Consider the following 21,357-nt stretch of genomic DNA (forward strand, 5'->3'; position numbering starts at 1 on the left):
GGACTTGTGGGCGAGCGGGTCCTGATGGGCATCGACAACCGCTGAACCATGCTCTTGGGTCGGTTTTTCTTGGGTCAAAGGCACCTCTGCATTGATCTATGGACTGGGGAACGAATCCGGTATAGGCGGAATCATGACACAGTCTTTATTATCATCTTCTTAGCAGACATCAGCGAGCGCCCGAGGGACGGGCAGGATTCAAAGACGGACGGGATGGACATGACGCACAGGGAGCATGGCAGCAGCCGGGGGCAATCCTCCAGGACCGGGACGGGCGGAGGCGAACAATACTTCGTGGCCCGTCCGGCCTCCCCCGACCAGCGGCGGACCATCCGGGTGGAGCTGGCCGGCCGCACCTGCCAGGTGGAGGTCTCCCACGGGGTCTTCTCGTCGGGCAGGCTGGACCTGGGCACCTCGGTCCTGCTCAAACGCGCCCCCCAGCCCCCGGTCGAGGGCGATTTTCTGGACCTGGGCTGCGGCTGGGGGCCCATCGCCCTGAGCATGGCCATCCAGTCGCCAAAGGCCAGCGTCTATGCTGTGGACACCAACCTGCGGGCCCTGGATCTGACCGCCCGCAACGCCCGGTCCCAGGGCCTTGACAGGGTGCACACGCTGACCCCGGAGCAGGTGCCGGACGATCTGTGCTTCGACCTGATATGGTCCAATCCGCCCATCCGGGTGGGCAAGACGGCCCTGCACGACCTGCTGATGACCTACCTGCCCAGACTGAAACCCCAAGGCCGGGCCTACCTGGTGGTCCAGCGCAATCTTGGCGCCGACTCCCTGATTGCCTGGCTGGCTCAGGCCCTGGGCTCCGGCTGGACGGCGGAGAAATATGCCTCGTCCAAGGGCTACCGGATCATCGAGGTGGGCCGGGCATGAGGTTCGAGTATCCCGCCGAGCTGCCCATCAGCGCGGCCAAGGAGGACATCGTCCATGCCGTGCAGTCCTCCCAGGTGGTCATCGTCTCCGGTCAGACCGGCTCGGGCAAAACTACCCAGATCCCCAAGATCCTCCTGGAAATGGGTCGCGGCGACCACGGCCGCCAGATCGTGCACACCCAGCCCAGAAGGATCGCCGCCAGAACCGTGGCCGAGCGCATCGCCTCGGAGACGGGCACCAGGCTGGGCGACCAGATCGGCTACCAGGTGCGCTTCACCGACAAGTCCAGCAGGAGCACCCGCCTGCGAGTGGTCACCGACGGCATCCTCCTGGCGCAGATCCAGGGCGATCCCCAGCTACGGGCCTACGACACCATCATCATCGACGAGGCCCACGAGCGCAGCCTGAACATCGACTTTCTGCTGGGCTACCTGACCGCCCTGCTGCCCAAACGGCCCGATCTGAAGCTGATCATCACCTCGGCCACCATCGATTCGGTCAAGTTCCGGGACCACTTCGCCAAGGCCCTGCATACCCAGGTGCCCGTGCTGGAGGTCTCCGGACGCACCTATCCGGTCCAGACCCTCTACGAACCTGCAGGATCGGCGCCTGCCCTGATGCGGCATGTCCCCGGGTTCGACTCCGATGAGGACGGCCAGGACAGGGAGGAGCCGGACATCCCCAAGGCGGTGGCCCGGGCCTGCGCCGAGCTGGTCATCCACTCCACCCACGTGGACGGCCCCAGGGACATCCTGGTCTTCGCAGCCGGAGAGCGCGACATCCGCGAGTACGAGACCGCCCTGAGACGGCACTTCGGCCCTCGGACCTCCGACATGCGCCGCCCGGACGCCCTGGAGATCATCCCCCTCTTCGCCCGACTGTCGGCCAAGGAGCAGCACCGGGTCTTCGAACATCACGGCCACCAGCGCATCGTCATCGCCACCAACGTGGCGGAAACCTCCCTGACGGTACCGGGCATCCGATACGTGGTGGACCCGGGATTGGCCAGGATCAGCCGCTATTCCAAGTCGGCCAAGGTCCAGCGCCTGCCCATCGAGCCCATCTCCCAGGCCTCGGCCGATCAGCGTGCAGGCCGCTGCGGACGTGTAGCCGACGGCATCGCCATCCGCCTGTATGCCAAGGACGACTATGACACCCGTCCCAAGTTCACCGACCCGGAGATCCTGCGCACCTCCCTGGGTTCGGTCATCCTGCATATGCTCTCGGTGGGCGTGGCCCATACGGCCGAGGACGTCACCGACTTCGGCTTCATCGACCCGCCCGACACCCGAGCAGTCAGCGACGGTCTGCGGGAACTGACCGAGCTGCAGGCCATCTCCCGCCAGCAGGGCCTCATCCGGCTGACCAATCTGGGACGACGGCTGGCCAGGATCCCCATCGACATCCGTCTGGGCAGAATGATCCTGCAGGCCGGCCAGGATGCCACCCCGGACACCCTGGCCGCCGTTCTGGTGGTCGTGGCCTTCCTCTCCCTGCAGGACCCTCGCGAGCGACCTGAGGAGAAGCGCGAGGAGGCCGATCGGATCCATGCCCGCTACGAGGACCCATCCAGCGACTTCCTGACGGCCCTGAACATCTGGAACCGCTTCTTCCCGCAGGACAAGGAACCCTCCAACGGGGCCCTGCGCAAGGCCTGCAAGCAGGAGTACATGGCCTTCCTGCGCATGCGGCAGTGGCATGACCTTTACCGGCAGCTTGCCCAGATGTGCCGGGGCCTGCACATGAAGGTGGGCTCCCCCGTCCCCGTCAAGGGACCGGATCAGGCCCTGCTGGCCCTGCCGATTGGGCAGCAGGCGGCACACGCCCTGGTCTGCTCCTGGGACGACCAAGGCATCCACCGGTCCATGCTGGCCGGACTGCTCTCCAGCATGGGCATGCAGGTGGTCCACGAACCCAAGGCCTCCGATTTCGCCGGCCTGCATGGTGCCGCCCGGGCCAAGGCCATGAAGCGGGCTCGCCGGCAGGCCAAGAACGACTATCAGGGGGCGCGCGGCACGCATTTCGCCATCTTCCCCGGCTCTGCACTGGCCAAGGCCAATCCGCCCTGGATCATGGCCGCCGAGCTGGTGGAGACCTCCCGGCTCTGGGCGCGCTGCTGTGCAGCCATCGACCCCGCCTGGGCCGAGCCCCTGGCCAAGTCCCTGACCAGGACCACCTACGCCGAGCCCCATTGGTCGGCCTCCCGTGGTGCCGCGGTGGCGACCTCAAAGGTTCTGCTCTACGGCCTGCCCATCGTGCGCGACAGGACGGTCCAGTGGGCCCGCATCAACCCCGGCCAGGCCCGGGACATGCTGATACGCCAGGGCCTGGTCGAGGGTGACGTGCGCGAGCGCTTCCCCCATGACGGCTTCATTCAGGCCAACAGGCAGGTGCTCAGCGAAGCCGGAGAGCGGACCAGCCGGACCCGCCAGGTGACCGGCACCGTCACCGAGGAGGACCTCTACGACTTCTACCAGGAGCGCATTCCCCAGGAGGCCACCTCTCTGGCCGCACTGGGCGCCTGGTGGCGGAAGCACCACGATGCGGACCCCCACCTGCTGGACTTCGACCCCGACAAGGTGGAGCGCCTGAACGACCAGTCCGCCTCCTACCGACCCGGGGACTACCCCGACCACTGGCATACCCTGGGCATCGACGGCCGGCCCATGGATCTGCCCCTGACCTACCGCTACCAGCCGGGAGAGCCGGACGACGGCATCACTGTCCACATCCCCCTGCACTGCCTGAACCAGCTGACGCCCGGACAGTTCAGCTGGACCGTGCCCGGTCTTCTGGACGACCTGATCACAGCCACCATCAAGTCCCTGCCCAAGGCCCTGCGGGTCCAGTTCGTCCCCGCCCCTGACGCCGCCCGGACCATCCGCGCCTGGATAGACGGCCACTATCCCCTGTTGCCCGGCGCCGATCCGGCGCCGGCTGAGCAGGCCACCTACGGGTCGGCGGACCAGCCTGCGACCGGGGGTGAAAACGGTGCAGGTGCCATCCCCGCCGGGGGCTGGCCGGACTTCGAGCAGGCCTTCACCGCCGCAGCCATCGATACGGTCGGCGCCCAGCTGCACCCGGAGGTATTCACCCAGGCCAGGTTGGAACGGCTACCCGACTACCTGCGCCCCACCTTCCAGGTGGAGGAGGATCGGCGCCAGGGCCACGGCCGCAAGGGCCAGGGCCACCCCAAGGTCCTGGGCCGGTCCAAGTCCCTGACCGACCTGCAGCGCGACCTGGCCGGACAGGCCCGGCAGTCGGCCCGGTCCCGGGTGGACTCCCAGGCCAGCAAGGCCGCCCGACAGGGTCAGGTGGTCAAGAGCGCCGACCTGCTCCACCAGTCCGGCGCCACCACCAAACCGCGCGAGGAACTGATCTGGCAGGCCGCCCTGGACAAGCTCCACCTGCCTGCCCAGCGGATCTCCTCGCGCTGGCTGAGCCGGGAGGCCCTGATGCTGGCCTCGGCCCCCTACCCGAGCACCTCCGCGCTTGCCGAGGACCTGCAGATGGCCGCTGTCAAGCGCCTGATCCCCCACACCGAAGCCGTCACCGACGACCGGACCCTGCAGGAGGCTGTGGCCGGCGTCAGCCAGGTCTACGAGGACACCGTCTATCAGGTGGCCAGGGATGTGGTCGCCATTCTGGAGACCTCGGCCCAGGTGGACAAGGCCGTGTCCGGCCCGGCCGATCTTCCCCTGCTCTCGGTCCTGCAGTGGATACGCCAGCATTCTGCCAATCTGGTGGCCAAGGGCTTCATCGGCGCCGATCCGCCCTATGCCCTCCCCCGCCTGCACACATACCTGAAGGCGGACCTGATGCGCCTGGACAAGGCCCGCAGGGACAAGGATCGTGACGTACGATGGGCATGGCAGGCGCAGACCGCCCAGGATCTGGTGGACCAGGCGGCCAAGGCGGCCAAGGCTCTGCCCGCCGGTCCCGGACGAGACCAGGCCATGGACCGTGCGCAAAGGGGACGTTGGATGATGGAGGAGTACTTTGTCTCCATCTGGGCCCAGGAGCTGGGGACGGCCATCCCCGTCAGCCTGCAAAGGATCAGGAAGGCGCTGGAAGGAAAACCATGAGCACAAGGCCATCGGGACGAGCACGCAGGGGCGGCAACAAACGCGGACGGATGGCCCTCCGCCGCGCGCAGACCCTGGGGGCAGCCCTGATGGCCATAGTCCTGGTGGCCGCCCTGTGCATCCTGGCCGTCCGCTTCGTCTCCTACCGGCTGATGGTCGGCCGCGTCATCCGCCACCAGGAGCAGCTCTCCCAGGAGTACGTCTTCAATCCAGGCAGGATCATCACCGATCACCGCTTCCATGACACGGTGGACATGAACGCCGACGATGTCCAGGCCTTCCTGGACCAGAAGGGGGGATCCTGCAAGGGCTCCACCTGCCTGCGCAGTCTGCAGATGGATGTCCCCGACCGCCCCGGCGACGGCCTATGTGATGCCTACAAGGGCGGCAAGGGGCAGAGCGCGGCTCAGATCATCGACGGGTCAGCCCGCTCATGCGGGATCAGTCAGAAGGTCCTCCTGACCATGCTGCAAAAGGAGCAGCACCTGGTGGCCACTGACCAGCCCCCCACCCAGGTCCAGCTCCAGTCGGCCATGGGCCTTTCCTGCCCTGACGATGCAGACTGTGACGCCCGCTATGCCGGCTTCTTCAACCAGGTCTACGGGGCCGCCCACCGATTCCGCTACTACAAGGCCCACCGGGACCAATACGGCTACCGGACCAAGGCCCTGAACGATGTGCGCTTCAGCCCCGATGCCTCCTGTGGCAGCGGCAAGGTCTACATCGAGAACGATGCCACTGCCCTGCTCTACATCTATACGCCCTACCAGCCCAACGAGGCAGCGCTGCGGGCAGGCGACGGCGAGGGCAACCGCTGCTCAAGCTATGGCAATCGCAACTTCGTCATCATCTACAACAGCTGGTTCGGCCGATCGGACCAGTGAGCCCCGGATTCAAAGCCTGGGCAGGTAGTAGGCCAGCTCGTAGGGGGTGACCTGCCGGCTGTATCCGGCCCACTCCCGGTGCTTGTTGCGCAGGAAGTACTCGAAGGTCTGCTCGCCCAGCACCTGGGCCACGAAGTCCGACTTCTCCATGACCTTGAGGGCCGCGTCCAGGCTGTCAGGCAGGGGCTCGATGCCCATGGCCTGCCGCTCGGCGTCGGTCAGCTCCCAGACGTCGTCGCTGGTGGGCTCACCCAGGGTCATCTTCTGCTCGATCCCGTCCAGGCCGGCAGCCAGCAGCACCGAGTATGCCAGGTAGGGGTTGGCCCCCGGATCCAACCCCCGGAACTCCATCCTGGCCGAGTTGCCCTTGCCGGGCTTGTACTGGGGTATGCGCAGGAGGGCGGACCGGTTGTTGTGCCCCCAGCAGACGTAGCTGGGTGCCTCGGCTCCCCCCCAGAGCCGCTTGTAGGAGTTGACGTACTGGTCGGTCACCGCGCAGATCTCGGCCGCATGGGCCAGAATGCCGGCGGCGAACTGCCGGGCCGTCTGGGACATGTTGAACTCCTGGCCCACCTCGTAGAAGGCGTTGGTGTCCCCTTCGAACAGGCTCAGATGGGTGTGCATGCCCGACCCCGGCTTGTCGGTGAAGGGCTTGGGCATGAAGCTGGCGTAGATCCCCCGCTCCAGGGAGATCTCCTTGACCACGGTCCGGAAGGTCATGATGTTGTCGGAGGTGGTCAGGGCGTCGGCATAGCGCAGGTCGATCTCGTTCTGCCCTGGTCCGGCCTCATGGTGGGAGTACTCCACCGAGATGCCCATCTGCTCCAGCATGTTGACGCAGGCCCGGCGGAAGTCCATCCCCGGGCTGCGGGGCACGTGGTCGAAGTAGCCGCCCTCGTCGATGGGGGTCGGAACCTGGGACCAGTCATCCTGGTTCTCGAACAGGTAGAACTCGATCTCCGGATGGGTGTAGAAGATGAAGCCCTTCTCCTTGGCCTTGGCCAGGGCACGCTTGAGCACATGCCTGGGATCGCCGCTGCTGGGCTCGCCGTCCGGTGTGAGCACGTCGCAGAAGATCCGCGCCGTACCCTGGGGTCCGCCCCTCCAGGGAAGTATCTGGAAGGTGGACGGGTCGGGCTTGACGATCATGTCATCCTCGGAGACCCTGGTCATACCCTCGATGGCCGAGCCGTCAAAGCCCAGTCCCTCCTCGAAAGCCACTTCCAGCTCGGTAGGCGCTATGGCCACCGATTTTAGTGTTCCCAAGACATCGGTGAACCAGAGACGAATGAACCGGACATCGCGCTCCTCGACAGTGCGCAGCGCGAACTCCTCTTGCTTATCCATAGAGCCTATGCTCCCATTCCTATATTTCGCAGATTTGCTTATAGCGTTAACAAAGCCCTGAGACCAGGTTAAGCGCCTGCTCCAGCGTGAAGGCCCCCTCATAGAGGGACTTGCCCAGGATGGCGCTGTCCACGCCCCGATCGGCCAGATCCAGGATCCGGCTCAGGTCATCGAGGCTGGATATACCTCCCGAGGCGGTCACCTTGGCCGGGGTCCGGTCAGCCACCTGTCCCAGCAGATCCAGGTTGGGACCGGTCATCATCCCGTCGCGGGTCACGTCGGTGACCACGTACCGGCTGCACCCGTCACGGTCCAGTCGCTCCATGGCCTCGAAAAGGTCCCCGCCCTGTCTGGTCCAGCCCCGGGCGGCCAGGGTGTGTCCGCGCACGTCCAGACCCACGCAGACCCGCTCGCCGTAGCGATCCAGGACCTGGCTGGTCCACTCCGGGTTCTCCAGGGCCGCCGTGCCGATGTTGACCCGGGTGGCGCCGGCATCCAGGGCTGCCTCCAGGCTGGCGTCGTCGCGGATGCCGCCACTGAGCTCCACCTTGACGCGATCGCCCAGCTCGTTGACCAGGGCGGCCAGCTTGTCTCGGTTGTCGCCCGTGCCGAAGGCCGCATCCAGGTCGACCAGGTGGAGCCACCCGGCACCCTGGTCCACCCAGGCCTTGGCTGCATCGGCAGGCTCCCCGTAGACCTTTTCGGAACCGGAGATCCCCTGCTTCAGACGGACCGCCTTTCCGTCACGGACGTCGACAGCGGGTAGGAGCGTCAGCATCTCATTCACCTTTCTCGCAAGGGAGTGCGGAAGCCCCGGGAAGGGTCCTCACCCAATTGGTCAGCAACCGTGCCCCGGCCTGTCCGGACTTTTCAGGATGGAACTGGGTGGCGCTCAAGGGACCGCATTCATAGGCGGCCACGAACCTGCTGCGTCCATAGGTGGCCCAGGTAACCAGCGGTTCACCGAAAGAGGCGCCCTGTGAGGTTTTGTCCGACCCTGGCCGGAATGACCCTGGCCGGCTGTCACCATGTTCTTTGAATGCTGATACCCGCAGGCACAGATCGGGCTGCGTCCCGCTAACCCGGTCATCCCCCTGCGCAGCCATGGCGGCATAGGAGTGGACGAAGTAGAAACGCTGGTCCTGGACCCCTGCCAGTAGTCGTGTTCCCTGAGGCGCCTGGACATGGTCCCAGCCCATATGGGGCACCACATCGGCATCCAGCTTGGTCACACGACCGGGGATCAGGCCCAGACCAGGCTCGCTGCGGCCGTCCTCGTCCCCGAACTGGAACATGACCTGGAGGCCTATGCAGACCCCCAGAACCGGCAGTCCCTGGGCCAGACGATCCAGGATGATGCGGTCGCCGCCCACGGCGCGCAACCCCGCCATGCAGGCCCCATAGGCTCCCACACCTGGAATGACCAGGCCGTCGGCCTTCATGGCCAGGTCCGGGTCGGCGCTGATCTGCGCATCGACCCCCAGCTGGGAGAGAGCATGCACCATGGATCTGACATTGCCGAACCCATAGTCAAGCACCTGTATCCGGGTCATGTTCCTCCTAGCCAAGCCTCTTGCCTGAACTTCTACTCGACTCGATTACTCGACGCGGCCTTGGCGAGTCGATCCGCCGGCACCGAACCTGGTGTGCGAGGCGATGATGCCCATGGCCTTCTCGCGGTTGTACTCCCCCGAGTCGAAGACGGCGGCCCCGTCCTGGCGCAGCCTGTCCACCGTGGTGGTCCCGATCATCAGATCCTCTACGAAGTCGGCGGTGGCGGCAAAGAGGATGGGCGGTGCAAGCGTCTGCCCCGACTTCCCGCTGATCCAGAGGGTCACCTCGAGCTTGTCGGCCCGGTTGACCGCCAGGATGGCGCTGAGCCCGGATACGACCGTGGTCAGATCGCGGATGGCTGCCTCGGGTCCGTCCCCGTCCAGGTTTCTCAGGACGGCCACGGCACCCTCACGGGCCTGGATGCACCAGGCGGAAATGTCGGAGATTTGGCAGAAGGCCGCCAGAAGCTCCGCCGAAGCCAGACGGGTCACCATGACGGCGGCCTTGGCCCGGTTGCCGATCAGGCCTTCCAGCTCCTGATCGAAATCAGCCTCAACGCCATCAGCCCCGTCCGGTTCCGCTGACGATTGGTCAGCAGGCTCGGAATTCAGCCCAGCCTCGTCGTCCACGCTCGATTCGGAGTGCTCAACCGGCTGATCCGCTTGGTCCTGGTCCTGATTGAACTCAGCCTCAAAGCTGGCCAGGGCCCGTTCGACCTCCTCCTCGCTCAGATGATGGCCGGAATCCGGCAGGTCCTGATCCTTGTTGTCGTTGTTGTCGTGTTCATCAGTGCTCATAGCGACCCCTTGGTGCTGGGGATGCCCTTCACCCTGGGATCAGGCTCCACGGCGAAACGCAAAGCCCTGGCCAGGGCCTTGAATTCAGCCTCGGCGATGTGATGCGGATCCCTGCCCGACAAGAGGGTCAGGTGCAGGCAGATGCCGGCGTGCAGGGCGATGGACTCCATGACGTGCCTGACCAGGGAACCGGTGAAGTGCCCGCCGATCATGGCGTACTCGAACCCCTCCGGCTCACCGGTGCAGACCGCATAGGGCCTGCCGGAAATATCGACCACGGCTCGGGCAAGTGCCTCGTCCAGGGGAACGGTTGCATCGGCGAAGCGCTTGATGCCCCGCTTGTCCCCCAAGGCCTGGGCCAGGGCCTCGCCAAAGACGATGGCCACGTCCTCGACGGTGTGGTGGACGTCGATCTGGGTGTCCCCGCTGGCCTTGATGGTCAGGTCGATCAGGGAATGCCTGCCCAGGGCCGTCATCATATGGTCATAGAAGGGAACCGAGGTGTCGATATCGGTCACTCCGGTGCCATCCAGGTCCAGACTCAGGCTCACCTTGGATTCACTGGTCTGGCGGGTGATGGTGGCTGTTCTGCCTGCCATTGCTGCTCCTCCGCTTTCTTGCCGCGCACTCCAGTCCGCACTGTGGCTCCTGCACGGCGTCTAGACCACCAGCATAGCCGTGCCGCTGGTCTGCATCCTCCTAGAACCGCTTGAGGACATGGACCAGGGTTTGCCGGAATCGCTCCATCTCCTCGTCCGTGCCCATGCAGACCCTCAGATACCCTTGGGGACCCACGGCCCGGATCAGCACGCCTTCATCCTTCATGGCCTCGAAGACGGCATCCCGGTCGGGGAAGATGCCGAAGAGGATGAAGTTGGAGGCCGAGGGGATCACGATCAGGGGTCGGCCGTGGAACTGCTGCCCGGCCAGCCACTCGGCGGTCTCCCGACGGGTCTGGCGGAGCTGATCCACACGAGCCAGCTGGAGGTCGGTGTGTTCCAGGGCAGCCAGGGCCGCAGCCTGGGTCAGCGCGCTCAGGTGGTAGGGCATCCGGACGATACGGACCGCGTCGATTATTCCCTGGGATGCAGCCAGGTAGCCCACCCTGGCGCCGGCGAAGGCGAAGGCCTTGGACATGGTCCGGCTGACGGCCAGGTGGTCGTACTGCCCGATCAGGCTGACCGCCGAGGACGTACCCGGGTCTCGGAACTCGATGTAGGCCTCGTCCACGACCACGATGGGCCGGGCGGACGGATCCGCGCCCGCTACAGGGACCTGGGAGCAGGCCTCCAGGAGCCTGGTCAGCTGATCCATGGGCAGGGGCGTCCCAGTGGGATTGTTGGGGCTGGTCACCAGGACCATAGCTGGCCTCAAAGCCTTGATGCACTCGATGGTCGTTTCAACATCCAGGCTGAAATCGGGCAGCCGATGGGCCAGCTCCCAGTCGGTGAAGGTATCCCGGGCGTACTCGGGATACATGGAGTAGGTCGGGTCGCAGCCCAGGGCGGTCCTGCCCGGCCCACCGAAGGCCTGGAAGAGCTGGAGCATGATCTCATTGGACCCGTTGGCCGCCCAGAGCTGCCCGGGTTGGAGCGAGGTCCCTGACTCCTTCTTCAGGTAGGCAGCCAGGGCCCGCCGCAGTTCCTCATGCTCCCTGTCCGGATAGCGGTTGAGGCCGGGGGCCACCTGGCGCACGCGCTGGCAGATGGCATCGACCACCTCCTGGTCCAGGGGGTAGGGGTTCTCGTTGACGTTCAGGCAGACCGGGACATCCAGCTGGGGGGCGCCGTAGGGCTCCTCCCCCACAAGGTCCGCACGGAGGGGAAGATCGGCTGGTATGGCACTCACCGCAGACCGGCCTTCTCTTCGTTGGCTTCCAGGTCGGCCTTGTCGTAGGGGTCGTCCAGGAATCTGCTCAGGACGCACTCGCCATGGGCGGGCAGGTCCTCGGATACCGCGAAATCATTGATCTTGGCAGCGATGGGCTTGAGCCCCTCCTGGTCGTACTCAATGACTTCGACAGGTTTCATGAAGGTGTGGACTCCCAGGGCCACGTCGAAGCGGGCGGTTCCGCCGGTGGGCAGGACGTGGTTGGACCCGGCCATGTAGTCGCCCAGGGGCACAGGAGAGTAAGGGCCACGGAAGATGGCTCCGGCGTTTCGAATCCGGTCGATGACGGCGTCAGGATCGGCCGTCTGAACCTCCAGGTGCTCGGCGGCATAGGCATTGGCCACGTCGATGGACTGGTCGATCCCGTCGGTCAGGATGATTCCCGACTGGTTGCCACCCAGAGATGTGCGCACCCGGTCGGTGTGTTCGGTCCGAGGCACCCTGCGCTCCAGAGCCTCCTGAACGCCCTGGGCCAAGTCCTGGCTGTCGGTGATCAGCACCGAGCCGGCAAGCTCGTCATGCTCGGCCTGGCCGATCAGGTCTGCGGCAACCCAGTCGGGGTTGGCCTGACCGTCGGCAAGAATGGCGATTTCCGTGGGTCCGGCCACAGCGTCGATGCCCACCATGCCGGAGACCATCTGCTTGGCTGTCGCCACAAAGATGTTGCCAGGGCCGGTGATCTTGTCGACCGGGTCGCAGAGAATCTCCCCGTCCTGAGGCTCGGATCCCTTGGCCCCGTAAGCGAACATGGCCACAGCCTGGGCGCCGCCCACGGCATAGACCTCGTCCACCCCCAGGATGGCGCAGGTAGCCAGGATGATGGCCGCTGGCAGACCGCGGGGGTCGTCGGATGCGGGCGGCGTGGCCACGGCCAGGGAATCAACGCCGGCAATCTGGGCGGGGACCGCGTTCATGATGACCGAGGAAGGGTACAGGGCCTTGCCTCCCGGCACGTAGAGGCCTACGCGTTCGATCGGGATCCACCGCTCGCTGACCCGGGCGCCGGGTGCCAGGTCGGTGGCCATGGGCTTGGGCACCTGGGTGGTGCAGACCTTACGGATGCGGGTGACGGACTCCTCTATTGCCGCCCTGACCTTGGAATCCAGCCCATCCAAGGCCTCCTGCATGGCCGATGCCGGAACCCTCAGATCATGGGGACGCACATGATCGAACTTCTCCTCCAGGTCGCGCAGGGCCGCAGCCCCGTGCTTGCGCACCTGGTCCAGTATGGGCTGCACCTGGGCGCTGGCCTCCCGGGTACCCATATCGGCCCGGGGCATGGCGGCCAGGAGTTGGGCGCGGGACATGGTCTTCCCGCGCAGATCCATGGTTCTCATCATGAGCTTTGACATACTTTGATGGTAGTGAACTTTTGTGTCGCCAAAGCCAGCGACTCACCGCCGTCCCAAATGGTGAGACGGTTCCGGACGCGTCCTAGGCCGACGGCAGGCAGGAGGGCCCGAAGACCGATTTGATCTCGGCCATCATGGAGGTGTCGTGCCTGGTGCGGAAGCCGTCGCCAAAGGTCAGCAGGCGCACATTGCCCCGGTCGTCGGTGACGGCCAGACGGACCTGGCAGTAGCCGGGGTGGGACTTGAGTATCCGGGCCAGCCGCTCCATGTGCCCCCGATCCAGGGCCTGCCTGGGCAGGGTGATGGTCAGAGGCCGCTCGTCCGCCGACTCCAGGACGGGCACCTCCATATCGTTGACGCGGATATTGGTGGCCTCGTCCCGCAGCTCGACCACACCCCTGACCCGGATGACCGAGTCCAGGACCAGGTCGTCGGAGTGGGCGTCGTAGACCTTGCCGAAGAACATGCACTGGATGGAGCTCTCCAGGTCCTCGATGGTGACGATGGCCCAGGGATTGCCCTTCTTGGAGACCCGGCGGTCCACTGCAGTGACCAGCCCGGCCAGGGTCACCGCCTTGCCGTCCATGCCCTTGGACCGGTTGAGCAGCTGGGCGATGGACATGTCGCGCATGCCGGCCAGAACCGAGGTCATGCCGCTCAGCGGGTGGTCGGACACATACAGGCCCAGCATCTGCCGCTCGAAGTTGAGCTTGGTGGACTTGTCCCACTCGTCGATGTCGGGCACGGTCACCTGGGCATCGCCCAGTGCGTCCTGTTGGGGTTGGTCTTCATCGGCATCGGCGAAGAGGTCGAACTGGCCCTCGGCCTGCTTGCGCTTGATGGGCATGACCTGATCGACGGCCTCGTCGTGGATCTGGAAGAGGGCCCTCCGGTTGGGGTCGATGCTGTCGAAGGCGCCGCCCTTGATCAGGGATTCCACGGTTCGCTTGTTGAGCACCTCCATGGGCACCCGCTTGACGAAGTCCATGAAGTTGACGTACTTGCCCCGGGGTCCCTGGCGCTCCTTGATGATGTCCGCCACCACCTTGTCGCCCACATTGCGGATGGCGCCCAGGCCGAAGCGGACCACGTCGCCGACAGCGGAGTACTCGGACACGGACTCGTTGATGTCGGGTGCCAGGATGCGGATGCCCATCCTTCTGGCCTCGCCCAGGTAGAGGGCGGTCTTGTCCTTGTTGGTCCGCTCGTTCTGCAGCAGGGCGGCCATGAATTCCACCGGATAGTGGGTCTTCAGGTAGGCGGTCCAGTATGCGATCAGGGCGTAGGCCGCGGAATGCGCCTTGTTGAAGGCGTAGCCGGAGAAGGGCACCAGGACGTCCCAGACCGCCTGGGCGGCCTCCTGGGAGTAGCCATGCGCCTTCATGCCCTCGAAGAAGGGCACCTGCTCCTTGGCCAGGACGTCGGGCTTCTTCTTGCCCATGGCCCTTCGCAGCACATCGGCTCGGCCCAGTGAGTAACCGGCCAGAATCCGGGCTGCGGACTGGACCTGCTCCTGGTAGACGATCAGGCCGTAGGTCTCGTCCAGCACACCCGCCAGGGGCTTGGCCACCTCGGGGTGGATGGGCTCGATCTTCTGCAGCCCGTTCTTGCGCTTGGCATAGTTGATGTGCGAGTTCATATCCATGGGCCCCGGCCGGTAAAGGGCGATCAGGGCGGAGATGTCGTTGAAGTTGTCGGGCTTGAGCATGCGCAGCAGGGATCGCATACCGTCGCCATCGAGCTGGAAGACACCCAGGGTGTCGCCCCTGGACAGCAGCTGGTATGTCTCCTTGTCGTCCAGGGGGACCTTCTCGATACTGATGGGCTCCTTGCCGTTGCGCTTGATGTTGTTGACCGTGTCCCTGATGACCGTGAGGTTGGACAGCCCCAGGAAGTCCATCTTGACCAGCCCCAGGGTCTCGCAGGTGTGGTACTCGAAGGTGGTGGTCACCGTGCCGTCGGTGCGCTCCATCAACGGCGAGGTATTGGTGATGGGGTTGGAGGCCATGATGGTGGCGCAGGCGTGCACGCCGGTCTGGCGGATGATGCCCTCGATGCCCTTGGCCTCCTCGGTGATCCGCTTGACGTCCGGGTTGGACTCGTACAGGTCGCGGAACTCCTTGGCCTCCGGGTAACGCTTGGACTGGGGATCGAAGATCTCCTTGAGGCTCATGTCCTTGCCATTGACCGTAGGCGGCAGGGCCTTGGTGACCTGATCGCCCACCGAGTACTCGTAGTCCATGATCCTGGCCGAGTCCTTCAGGGCCTGCTTGGTCTTGATGGTGCCATAGGTCACGCACTGGGCCACCTTGTCGGAGCCGTACTTGCGGGCCACGTAGTCCAGGACCTTCATGCGCCCCTCGGGGTCGAAGTCCACGTCGATATCGGGTAGGGAGACGCGCTCAGGGTTGAGGAAGCGCTCGAAGATCAGGCCGTGCTTGAGCGGGTCCAGCTCGGTGATGCCCATGGCGTAAGCCACCATGGATCCTGCCGCCGATCCACGGCCCGGCCCCACCATGATTCCGTGGTTCTTGGCCCAGTTGATGTAATCGGCCACCACCAGGAAGTACCCGGTGAACTGCATCTGGCAAATGACCCCGCACTCGTAGTCGGCCTGGTGGGAGACCTCCTCGGGCACCCCGTCCGGGTAGCGGTTCTTCAACCCCTCGTCCACCTTCTTCAGGAAGAGGGAGGTCTCGTCCCAGCCCTCCGGGCAGTCGAAACGGGGCATGAAGGCCCCGTCCTCGTGGTCGTCGAACATGACGTTGCAACGTTCCGCGATCTCCAGGGTGTTGTCGCAGGCTTCGGGGAACTCCTTGAAGATCTCACGCATCTCCTGGGCCGAGCGGATGTAGTAGCCGGTGCCGTCGAACTTGAAGCGTCCAGGGTCGGTCAGCCGGGACCCCGAGTTGATGCAGAGCAGGGCGTCCTGGGCCGAGGCATCCTCCTTGCGCACATAGTGCGAGTCGTTGGTGGCCACCAGGGGGGCATCCAGACGACGGGCGATCTCCAGCAGATCCTTGGTCACCCGATGCTCGATCTCCAGCCCGTGGTCCATCAGCTCCACGTAATAGTTCTCCTTGCCGAAGATGTCCTGGAACTCCCCGGCGGCCCGCAGCGCCTCGTCGAACTGGCCCAGCCTCAGCCTGGTCTGGACGATGCCCGAGGGGCAGCCGGTGGTGGCGATGACCCCCTTGTGGTAGGTGGACAGCAGGTCCTTGTCCATGCGGGGCCACTTGCCGACCAGGCCCTCCAGGTTGGCCACCGAGGAGGCCTTGATCAGGTTGACCAGGCCCGTATCGTCGCTGGCCCAGAGGGTCATGTGGGTGATGAAGCCGCCGCCGGAGACATCGTCCGAACGCTGCTCGTCGGTTCCCCAGTGGACCCGGCTCTTGTCCTGGCGGGCCGTCTCAGGGGTCACATAGGCCTCGATGCCGATGATGGGTTTGATGTCGGCGTCCACGGCCGTCCGCCAAAGCTCGTAGGCCCCGTGCATGTTGCCGTGGTCGGTGATGGCCACGGCCGGCTGTCCCAGACGTCCCACCTCGGCGACCAGGTCGGGGATCCTGCTGGCCCCGTCCAGGGTGGAATAGTGGGTGTGGGTGTGAAGGTGAACGAAGTCTGACCGGGTTGAGGACATATCTCCAACTTACCCAGGACCCTGGCCGAATCGCCGGAGTCCGCTAGCTGCGTATACCGGAGGCGCTCTGACGCTCGATCTGCAGGGAGCGGCGCAGATCAGCCGGATAGGAGGAGACCACCTTGGTCCAGATCTTGGTACGGGGATGGCGGAATTCCAGGCGCATGGCGTGCAGCCACTGCCGCTTCAGGCCCAGCCGCTCCGCCAGGTCGGGGTTGGCCCCATACATGTGGTCGCCCACCAGGGGATGGCCTATGGAGGAGAAGTGCACGCGTATCTGATGGGTGCGTCCGGTCTCCAGATTGACGCTGACCAGGGTGGCCGAGCCGAAGCGCTCCAGCACATCCCAGTGGGTGATGGCCTCCTTGCCGGCAGGGGTGACCGTGAAGCGGAAGTCCGAGACACGTGCCCGGCCGATGGGGGCCTCGATGGTGGCCTTGTCCTCAGTAAGATTGCCCTGGACCAGGGCGTGATAGATCTTGACCACCTCATGCCGCGCGAACTGCCGGCGCATCTCCTTGTAGGCCAGGTCGGACTTGCAGACCAGCATGAGGCCGCTGGTGCCCGCGTCCAGGCGGGAGACGATGCCCTGACGGCCCTGTGCCCCCATGGAGGTGATGTGGGTGCCCCGCTGCAGGAGGCTGCCCAGGACGGTTGGGCCGGTCCAGCCTATGGAGGGATGCGCCGCCACCCCCACCGGCTTGTCCACGACGACCACGTCTTCGTCCTCGTAGACCACGGGCATGTCCTCGGCCACCGGCTCAACCTGCTCGGCTGGCTCGGGCTCGTCCAGCTCTATCAGATCGCCGCTCATCAGGGTGGTGGCCTTGTTCACCCGGCGGCCCATGATCCGCACATGGCCCTGTGCCACCAGATCGCTGGCCTTGGCCCTGGACAGGCCCAGCATCTTGGACAGGGCCATGTCCAGGCGCCGACCCACCAGGGCATCCGGCGCGGGAAGAAGCCGGGTCACTTGGCCTCTCCCCCGTGTTCTGGCGTCCCGGGCCGGTCACTGAACCGCACATTGCAGAAAATGAGCACCACCACGGCCACGCCTGCCAGGGTCAGATAGATATCGGCCACATTGCCCACCGACCAGCCGTAGTCCAGAAAGTCGACCACGGCACCGTCAAGGAAGCCCGATGCATAGGCCACCCTGTCGATCAGATTGCCTGCCGCCCCGGAGAAGGCCAGGGAGAGTACCAGGGTCCAGACCATGGAGGTGGTGCGCAGAGCCAGAACGATAATGAGCAGACAGGCCGCCAGGGCGATCAGGGATATGACCCAGGTACTCCCGGAACCCAATCCAAGCGAAGCCCCGGGGTTGCGTACCAGACGCAGTCCGCGCAACGGTCCAGGAAGGACCACCCTGACACCGTTGCCCAGCCGGGCCAGGGCCATGGCCTTGGTCACCTGGTCCAGGGCTATGGCCACTGCCGCCAGAGCGACGAAGACGGCCACGCGCCCGCGCAGCCGTCCCTTGTCTATGTTCTTCGTCATTACCGGATGGAATCAGTGAGCCTGTTCGGTCTTCTTTTCCATGGACTGGTAATTGCTGGTGTCCGAGATCTGGTTGATCAGCTGGTTGAGGAACTCGGTCAGCTTGCTGCGGTAGCCCGCCTCGAACTGCTTGAGCCCCTGGATGTTCTCCTCCAGAACCTTGGACTGATCCATGAGCTTGTTCTTGACATCGGCGGCATAGCGATCGGCGCTGTCGCGGGTGTTCTTGTCGTACTCCTGCGCCCGGGTCTGCACCTGGGTCTCGTACTCGTCGGCCTGGGTGTGCTGGCGCTTGGAATAGGCATCGGCATCGGAACGGGTCTTGACCGAGTACTCGTCGGCCTGGGAGCGTACGCGCTGCGAGTAGCCATCGGCCTCGGAGTGGACTCGCTTGGAGTACTCGTCCACCTCGGCGCGGGTCCTCTTGGAGTAGTCCTCCGCCTTCTTGACGATGTCATCGTGCTGGGCGTGGCCCTCGGCGACCAGCTGGGAGGCGTTGGCCTTGCCCTTGTCCACGTACTGATCGTGCAACTGCATGGCCAGGGTGAGCATGGCGGTGGCTCTCTCGGGTTCGCTGCTGGCCTCGGCGCCAGCGCCCGCGATCCGCTGCAGGCTGCCCGTTTCCGTGGAGGGCTCGGCCTTGGAAACCTGCTGGCGCAGCTGCTCCTCACGCTTGCGGGACTCCTCCAGCTGCTTGTTGAGCTGCTCGGTGCGCTGCTGCTGCTGCTGAGAGGCCTTCTGTGCCTGGGTGACCTGCTGGCGGGCCGTGGCCATGCTCTGCTGGGATGCATTGAGCTGGTTGGTCAGCGCCTGAACCTGCTGGCGGGCCTGGTCGCGCTCCTTCTGCATGGCGGTCAGCTGGTTGGTCAGCGCCTGGGTGTTGTTGCCCGCAGCGGCCTGGGCGGTCAGCTGGTCGATCTGGGAGTTGAGCTGCTCGACCTGACGCTTGAGCTGGTCGTTCTGGGAGGCCAGGGTCTTGACCTGGCTCTGGGATTCAGCCAGGAGCCGCTTGGTCTGGGCATCCACGGCAGGCTGCTGGGCGGCATTACCCTGGGCCTGCTTCAGATCCCGGTTCTCCGTCTGCAGGGATTCCACCTGAGCCGTCAAGTCGGAAATCTTTGAGTTCAGCGAGGCCACATCGGTACCCAGGGACTGGGTGGAAGCGGCGTTGCCTTGCATGGCCTGCTTGCCCAGGGCTTCAACCGTATCGGTGACCTGATCCAGGAAGTCGTCGACCTCGTCGACGTCGTAGCCTTCCTTAAACCGCACTGTCTGGAAGGTATGCTCCCTTATGTCATTAGGCGTCAATAGAGCCATATGTTTCTCCACCTCGCTTCAGGCCAACCAGCCCGATTGTGTTCTCTTACTGCATGCTAGCACGGAGTCTGCCGTATCCGCGGTCTTGCTTTCTACCCCAGCAGCACCTGGATGATGATCAGGGCGGCGTAGAGCACCATGAAGGACACGTCGAGCTGGATCCTGCCCATGGGCAGGGGCCGGATGTACCGGCGCAGCCAGCGCAGGGGCGGCTCGGTCAGGGCATAGATGACCCGAATGAGCGAGGCCACAAAGCCACGGGGGTACCAGCTGGGCGACAGAACCAGGACCCAGTCCAGAATCATCCGCACGAAGAGGATGAGCAGGTAGGTCTCAATGCAGATGTCTATCAGATATCGAATAAAAGGAACAAGCATGCGTCTTCAGGCTCCTGCGGACACGGCTTCCAGGGCGTCGGTCACTGGGCGAAAAGCCCCTTGGCCGAGGAACCCGACTCGGGCTCCTCCACCTTGATGTTGACCTGTGCGGGGCTGAGCAGGAAGACCCTGGGGGTGACCCGCTCGATGGACCCGCGCACCCCGAAGACCACACCGGCGGAGAAATCGACGATCCTGTAGGCCACCGACTCGGACACGCCTGTCAGGTTGAGGACCACCGGAACCCCGTCCCGCAGGGCCCTGCCGACCATCTGGGCATCCTCGTAGGACTTGGGATGGATGGTGGTGATGCGGTTGATCCGGCTCTGGAAGGGCGTGGACTCGGCTTCCTGGCTATTGGAGGTGGATTGCGGAGCCATGGGAGTCACAGAGTGATCGGTGTCGAAGCCATCGCGGGCCTCGTCATCGTCGGCCAGGTCGTCGTCATCGTCATCCACGACATCCGACATGCCGAAAAAGGACATTGCGTTCTTCATCAATCCTGCCATACCTGCTCCTTCGCCTGATTACCGCAGAAAGTCAGGGATATCCAGATATCCCGGGTCGGAGGTGCCGTCATCGCCGGAGGCGGGGGGCACCACATCGTGTTCGGAGGTCTCATCGGACTCCGCCTGGGCGGACGGGGTCGTCAGCGGCTGCTGGGGCTCCTGGACCGGGGTGGCCGCTGCCGGTGCTGTGGTCGTGTCCACTGCAGGAGCCGGGGTCTCGTCCTTCTTCGGGGTGGGATCGAACCCGGCGGCGATGACCGTGACCCGCACCTCGTCCCCGTAGGCATCGTCCAAGGCCAGGCCCCAGATGATCTGCGCCTCGGGATGGATGGCATCCTGAACCAGCTGGGCGGCGGCAGAGGCCTCCTGCATGCTCAGGTCGGTGGGGCCGGCCACATTGATCAGGGCCCCATGGGCACCCTCGATGCTCTCCTCCAAAAGCGGGGAGGAGATGGCGATCTCGGCGGCCTGGGTGGCTCGATCCTCGCCCCGGGCTGCGCCGATGCCGAAGAGGGCGGTGCCGGCATCCTTCAAGATGGCGGTGACATCGGAGAAGTCCACGTGAATGTAGGAGTTCATGGTGATCAGGTCGGTGATGCCCTGAACGCCGGCCAGCAGGGCCGTGTCTGCGGTCTTGAAGGCATCCATGACCGAGACCGTGCGATCCGAGAGGTCCAGAAGCCGGTCATTGGGGATAACGATAAGGGCATCGACCTCCTTGCGCAGGTTCTCGATGCCCGATTCGGCGGAAGCGGAGCGCCTGGGCCCCTCAAAGGTGAAGGGACGGGTGACCACGGCGATGGTGAGCGCGCCTTGCTGACGGGCTGCACGCGCTACCAGGGGGCTGGCACCGGTGCCTGTACCGCCGCCCTCCCCTGCTGTGACGAAGACCATATCGGCGCCCTTGAGTACCTCTTCGATATCGGACTGATGGTCCTGGGCGGCCTTGGCGCCCTTCTCCGGATCGGCTCCGGCTCCCAGGCCGCGGCTGTTGGCATCGGAAAGGGAGATCTTCACATCGGCATCTGAGCGCAGGAGATCCTTGGCATCGGTGTTGATGGCCACAAACTCGACATTCTGCAGACCTTCGGCGATCATGCGATTGACAGCATTGCCACCGGCTCCACCAACACCAACGACCTTGATGTTGGTCTTGTCATTGAAATTGTCATTCTGGGCAATCTCGCTCACAGTATGCTCCCGTCACTCACGTTACGCTCAAC

17 protein-coding genes are annotated in these 21,357 nt (G+C 64.9%); 3 read left to right on the plus strand and 14 right to left on the minus strand.

Annotation, left to right across the window (positions count from 1 at the left end):
• Positions 1 to 219 precede the first annotated feature (219 nt).
• The 3 genes from H3U89_RS01000 to H3U89_RS01010 are packed head-to-tail and all read left to right on the plus strand — an operon-like array spanning position 220 to position 5,851.
• Complete coding sequence (locus H3U89_RS01000; RefSeq protein WP_232345659.1) at positions 220 to 882, plus strand: class I SAM-dependent methyltransferase; 663 nt, start codon at positions 220 to 222, stop codon at positions 880 to 882.
• Positions 879 to 4,967 carry an ATP-dependent RNA helicase HrpA gene (gene hrpA, locus H3U89_RS01005; RefSeq protein ID WP_198178986.1) on the plus strand — a complete coding sequence of 1,363 codons (4,089 nt, stop codon included), beginning with the start codon at positions 879 to 881 and terminating at the stop codon, positions 4,965 to 4,967. The genes H3U89_RS01000 and hrpA overlap by 4 nt, the downstream gene beginning before the upstream one ends.
• Positions 4,964 to 5,851 carry a hemagglutinin gene (locus tag H3U89_RS01010; protein ID WP_198178984.1) on the plus strand — a complete coding sequence of 296 codons (888 nt, stop codon included), beginning with the start codon at positions 4,964 to 4,966 and terminating at the stop codon, positions 5,849 to 5,851. The genes hrpA and H3U89_RS01010 overlap by 4 nt, the downstream gene beginning before the upstream one ends.
• Before the next feature lie 9 nt (positions 5,852 to 5,860).
• Here the strand turns inward: H3U89_RS01010 and glnA are convergent, their stop codons facing one another.
• From glnA to ftsZ, 14 genes are all read right to left on the minus strand, one after another.
• Entirely contained in the window at positions 5,861 to 7,198 is a 1,338-nt protein-coding gene (gene glnA / locus H3U89_RS01015; RefSeq protein ID WP_045935176.1) for a type I glutamate--ammonia ligase, read from the minus strand.
• Positions 7,199 to 7,244: 46 nt separating this feature from the next.
• Positions 7,245 to 7,976, minus strand: a complete 732-nt coding sequence (gene priA / locus H3U89_RS01020; protein WP_198178982.1) for a bifunctional 1-(5-phosphoribosyl)-5-((5-phosphoribosylamino)methylideneamino)imidazole-4-carboxamide isomerase/phosphoribosylanthranilate isomerase PriA — start codon at positions 7,974 to 7,976, stop codon at positions 7,245 to 7,247.
• Between the two features lies 1 nt (position 7,977).
• Positions 7,978 to 8,751 carry an imidazole glycerol phosphate synthase subunit HisH gene (gene hisH, locus H3U89_RS01025; protein ID WP_198178981.1) on the minus strand — a complete coding sequence of 258 codons (774 nt, stop codon included), beginning with the start codon at positions 8,749 to 8,751 and terminating at the stop codon, positions 7,978 to 7,980.
• Between the two features lie 45 nt (positions 8,752 to 8,796).
• Positions 8,797 to 9,549 (minus strand): hypothetical protein, encoded by a 753-nt coding sequence (locus H3U89_RS01030; RefSeq protein ID WP_198178980.1) that lies wholly within the window; start codon positions 9,547 to 9,549, stop codon positions 8,797 to 8,799.
• Complete coding sequence (hisB, locus tag H3U89_RS01035; RefSeq protein ID WP_024627238.1) at positions 9,546 to 10,148, minus strand: imidazoleglycerol-phosphate dehydratase HisB; 603 nt, start codon at positions 10,146 to 10,148, stop codon at positions 9,546 to 9,548. Before hisB ends, H3U89_RS01030 begins: the two co-directional genes overlap by 4 nt.
• Positions 10,149 to 10,248: 100 nt before the next feature.
• A complete protein-coding gene (locus tag H3U89_RS01040) occupies positions 10,249 to 11,397 on the minus strand; it encodes a histidinol-phosphate transaminase (protein ID WP_198178979.1) in 1,149 nt (382 codons plus the stop codon).
• Positions 11,394 to 12,791, minus strand: a complete 1,398-nt coding sequence (gene hisD, locus H3U89_RS01045) for a histidinol dehydrogenase (RefSeq protein ID WP_198178978.1) — start codon at positions 12,789 to 12,791, stop codon at positions 11,394 to 11,396. The genes H3U89_RS01040 and hisD overlap by 4 nt, the downstream gene beginning before the upstream one ends.
• Before the next feature lie 82 nt (positions 12,792 to 12,873).
• Positions 12,874 to 16,431, minus strand: coding sequence for a DNA polymerase III subunit alpha (gene dnaE, locus H3U89_RS01050; RefSeq protein WP_198178977.1), 3,558 nt, complete (start codon positions 16,429 to 16,431; stop codon positions 12,874 to 12,876).
• Between the two features lie 43 nt (positions 16,432 to 16,474).
• Positions 16,475 to 17,404 carry an RluA family pseudouridine synthase gene (locus tag H3U89_RS01055; protein ID WP_198178976.1) on the minus strand — a complete coding sequence of 310 codons (930 nt, stop codon included), beginning with the start codon at positions 17,402 to 17,404 and terminating at the stop codon, positions 16,475 to 16,477.
• On the minus strand, positions 17,401 to 17,931 hold the full coding sequence (locus tag H3U89_RS01060; RefSeq protein WP_198178975.1) for a signal peptidase II: 531 nt from the start codon (positions 17,929 to 17,931) through the stop codon (positions 17,401 to 17,403). The genes H3U89_RS01055 and H3U89_RS01060 overlap by 4 nt, the downstream gene beginning before the upstream one ends.
• A 12-nt stretch (positions 17,932 to 17,943) precedes the next feature.
• On the minus strand, positions 17,944 to 19,248 hold the full coding sequence (locus tag H3U89_RS01065; protein ID WP_198178974.1) for a DivIVA domain-containing protein: 1,305 nt from the start codon (positions 19,246 to 19,248) through the stop codon (positions 17,944 to 17,946).
• Positions 19,249 to 19,340: 92 nt separating this feature from the next.
• Positions 19,341 to 19,625, minus strand: a complete 285-nt coding sequence (locus H3U89_RS01070) for a YggT family protein (RefSeq protein WP_198178973.1) — start codon at positions 19,623 to 19,625, stop codon at positions 19,341 to 19,343.
• Positions 19,626 to 19,666: 41 nt separating this feature from the next.
• Entirely contained in the window at positions 19,667 to 20,134 is a 468-nt protein-coding gene (locus H3U89_RS01075; protein ID WP_045935165.1) for a cell division protein SepF, read from the minus strand.
• 18 nt (positions 20,135 to 20,152) lie between these two features.
• Complete coding sequence (gene ftsZ, locus H3U89_RS01080) at positions 20,153 to 21,325, minus strand: cell division protein FtsZ (RefSeq protein WP_198178972.1); 1,173 nt, start codon at positions 21,323 to 21,325, stop codon at positions 20,153 to 20,155.
• Between the last annotated feature and the right edge of the window lie 32 nt (positions 21,326 to 21,357).

The sequence above is a fragment of the Bifidobacterium sp. W8104 genome (assembly GCF_016100735.1).
In the GTDB taxonomy this organism is placed as follows: Bacteria; Actinomycetota; Actinomycetes; order Actinomycetales; family Bifidobacteriaceae; genus Bombiscardovia; species Bombiscardovia choladohabitans.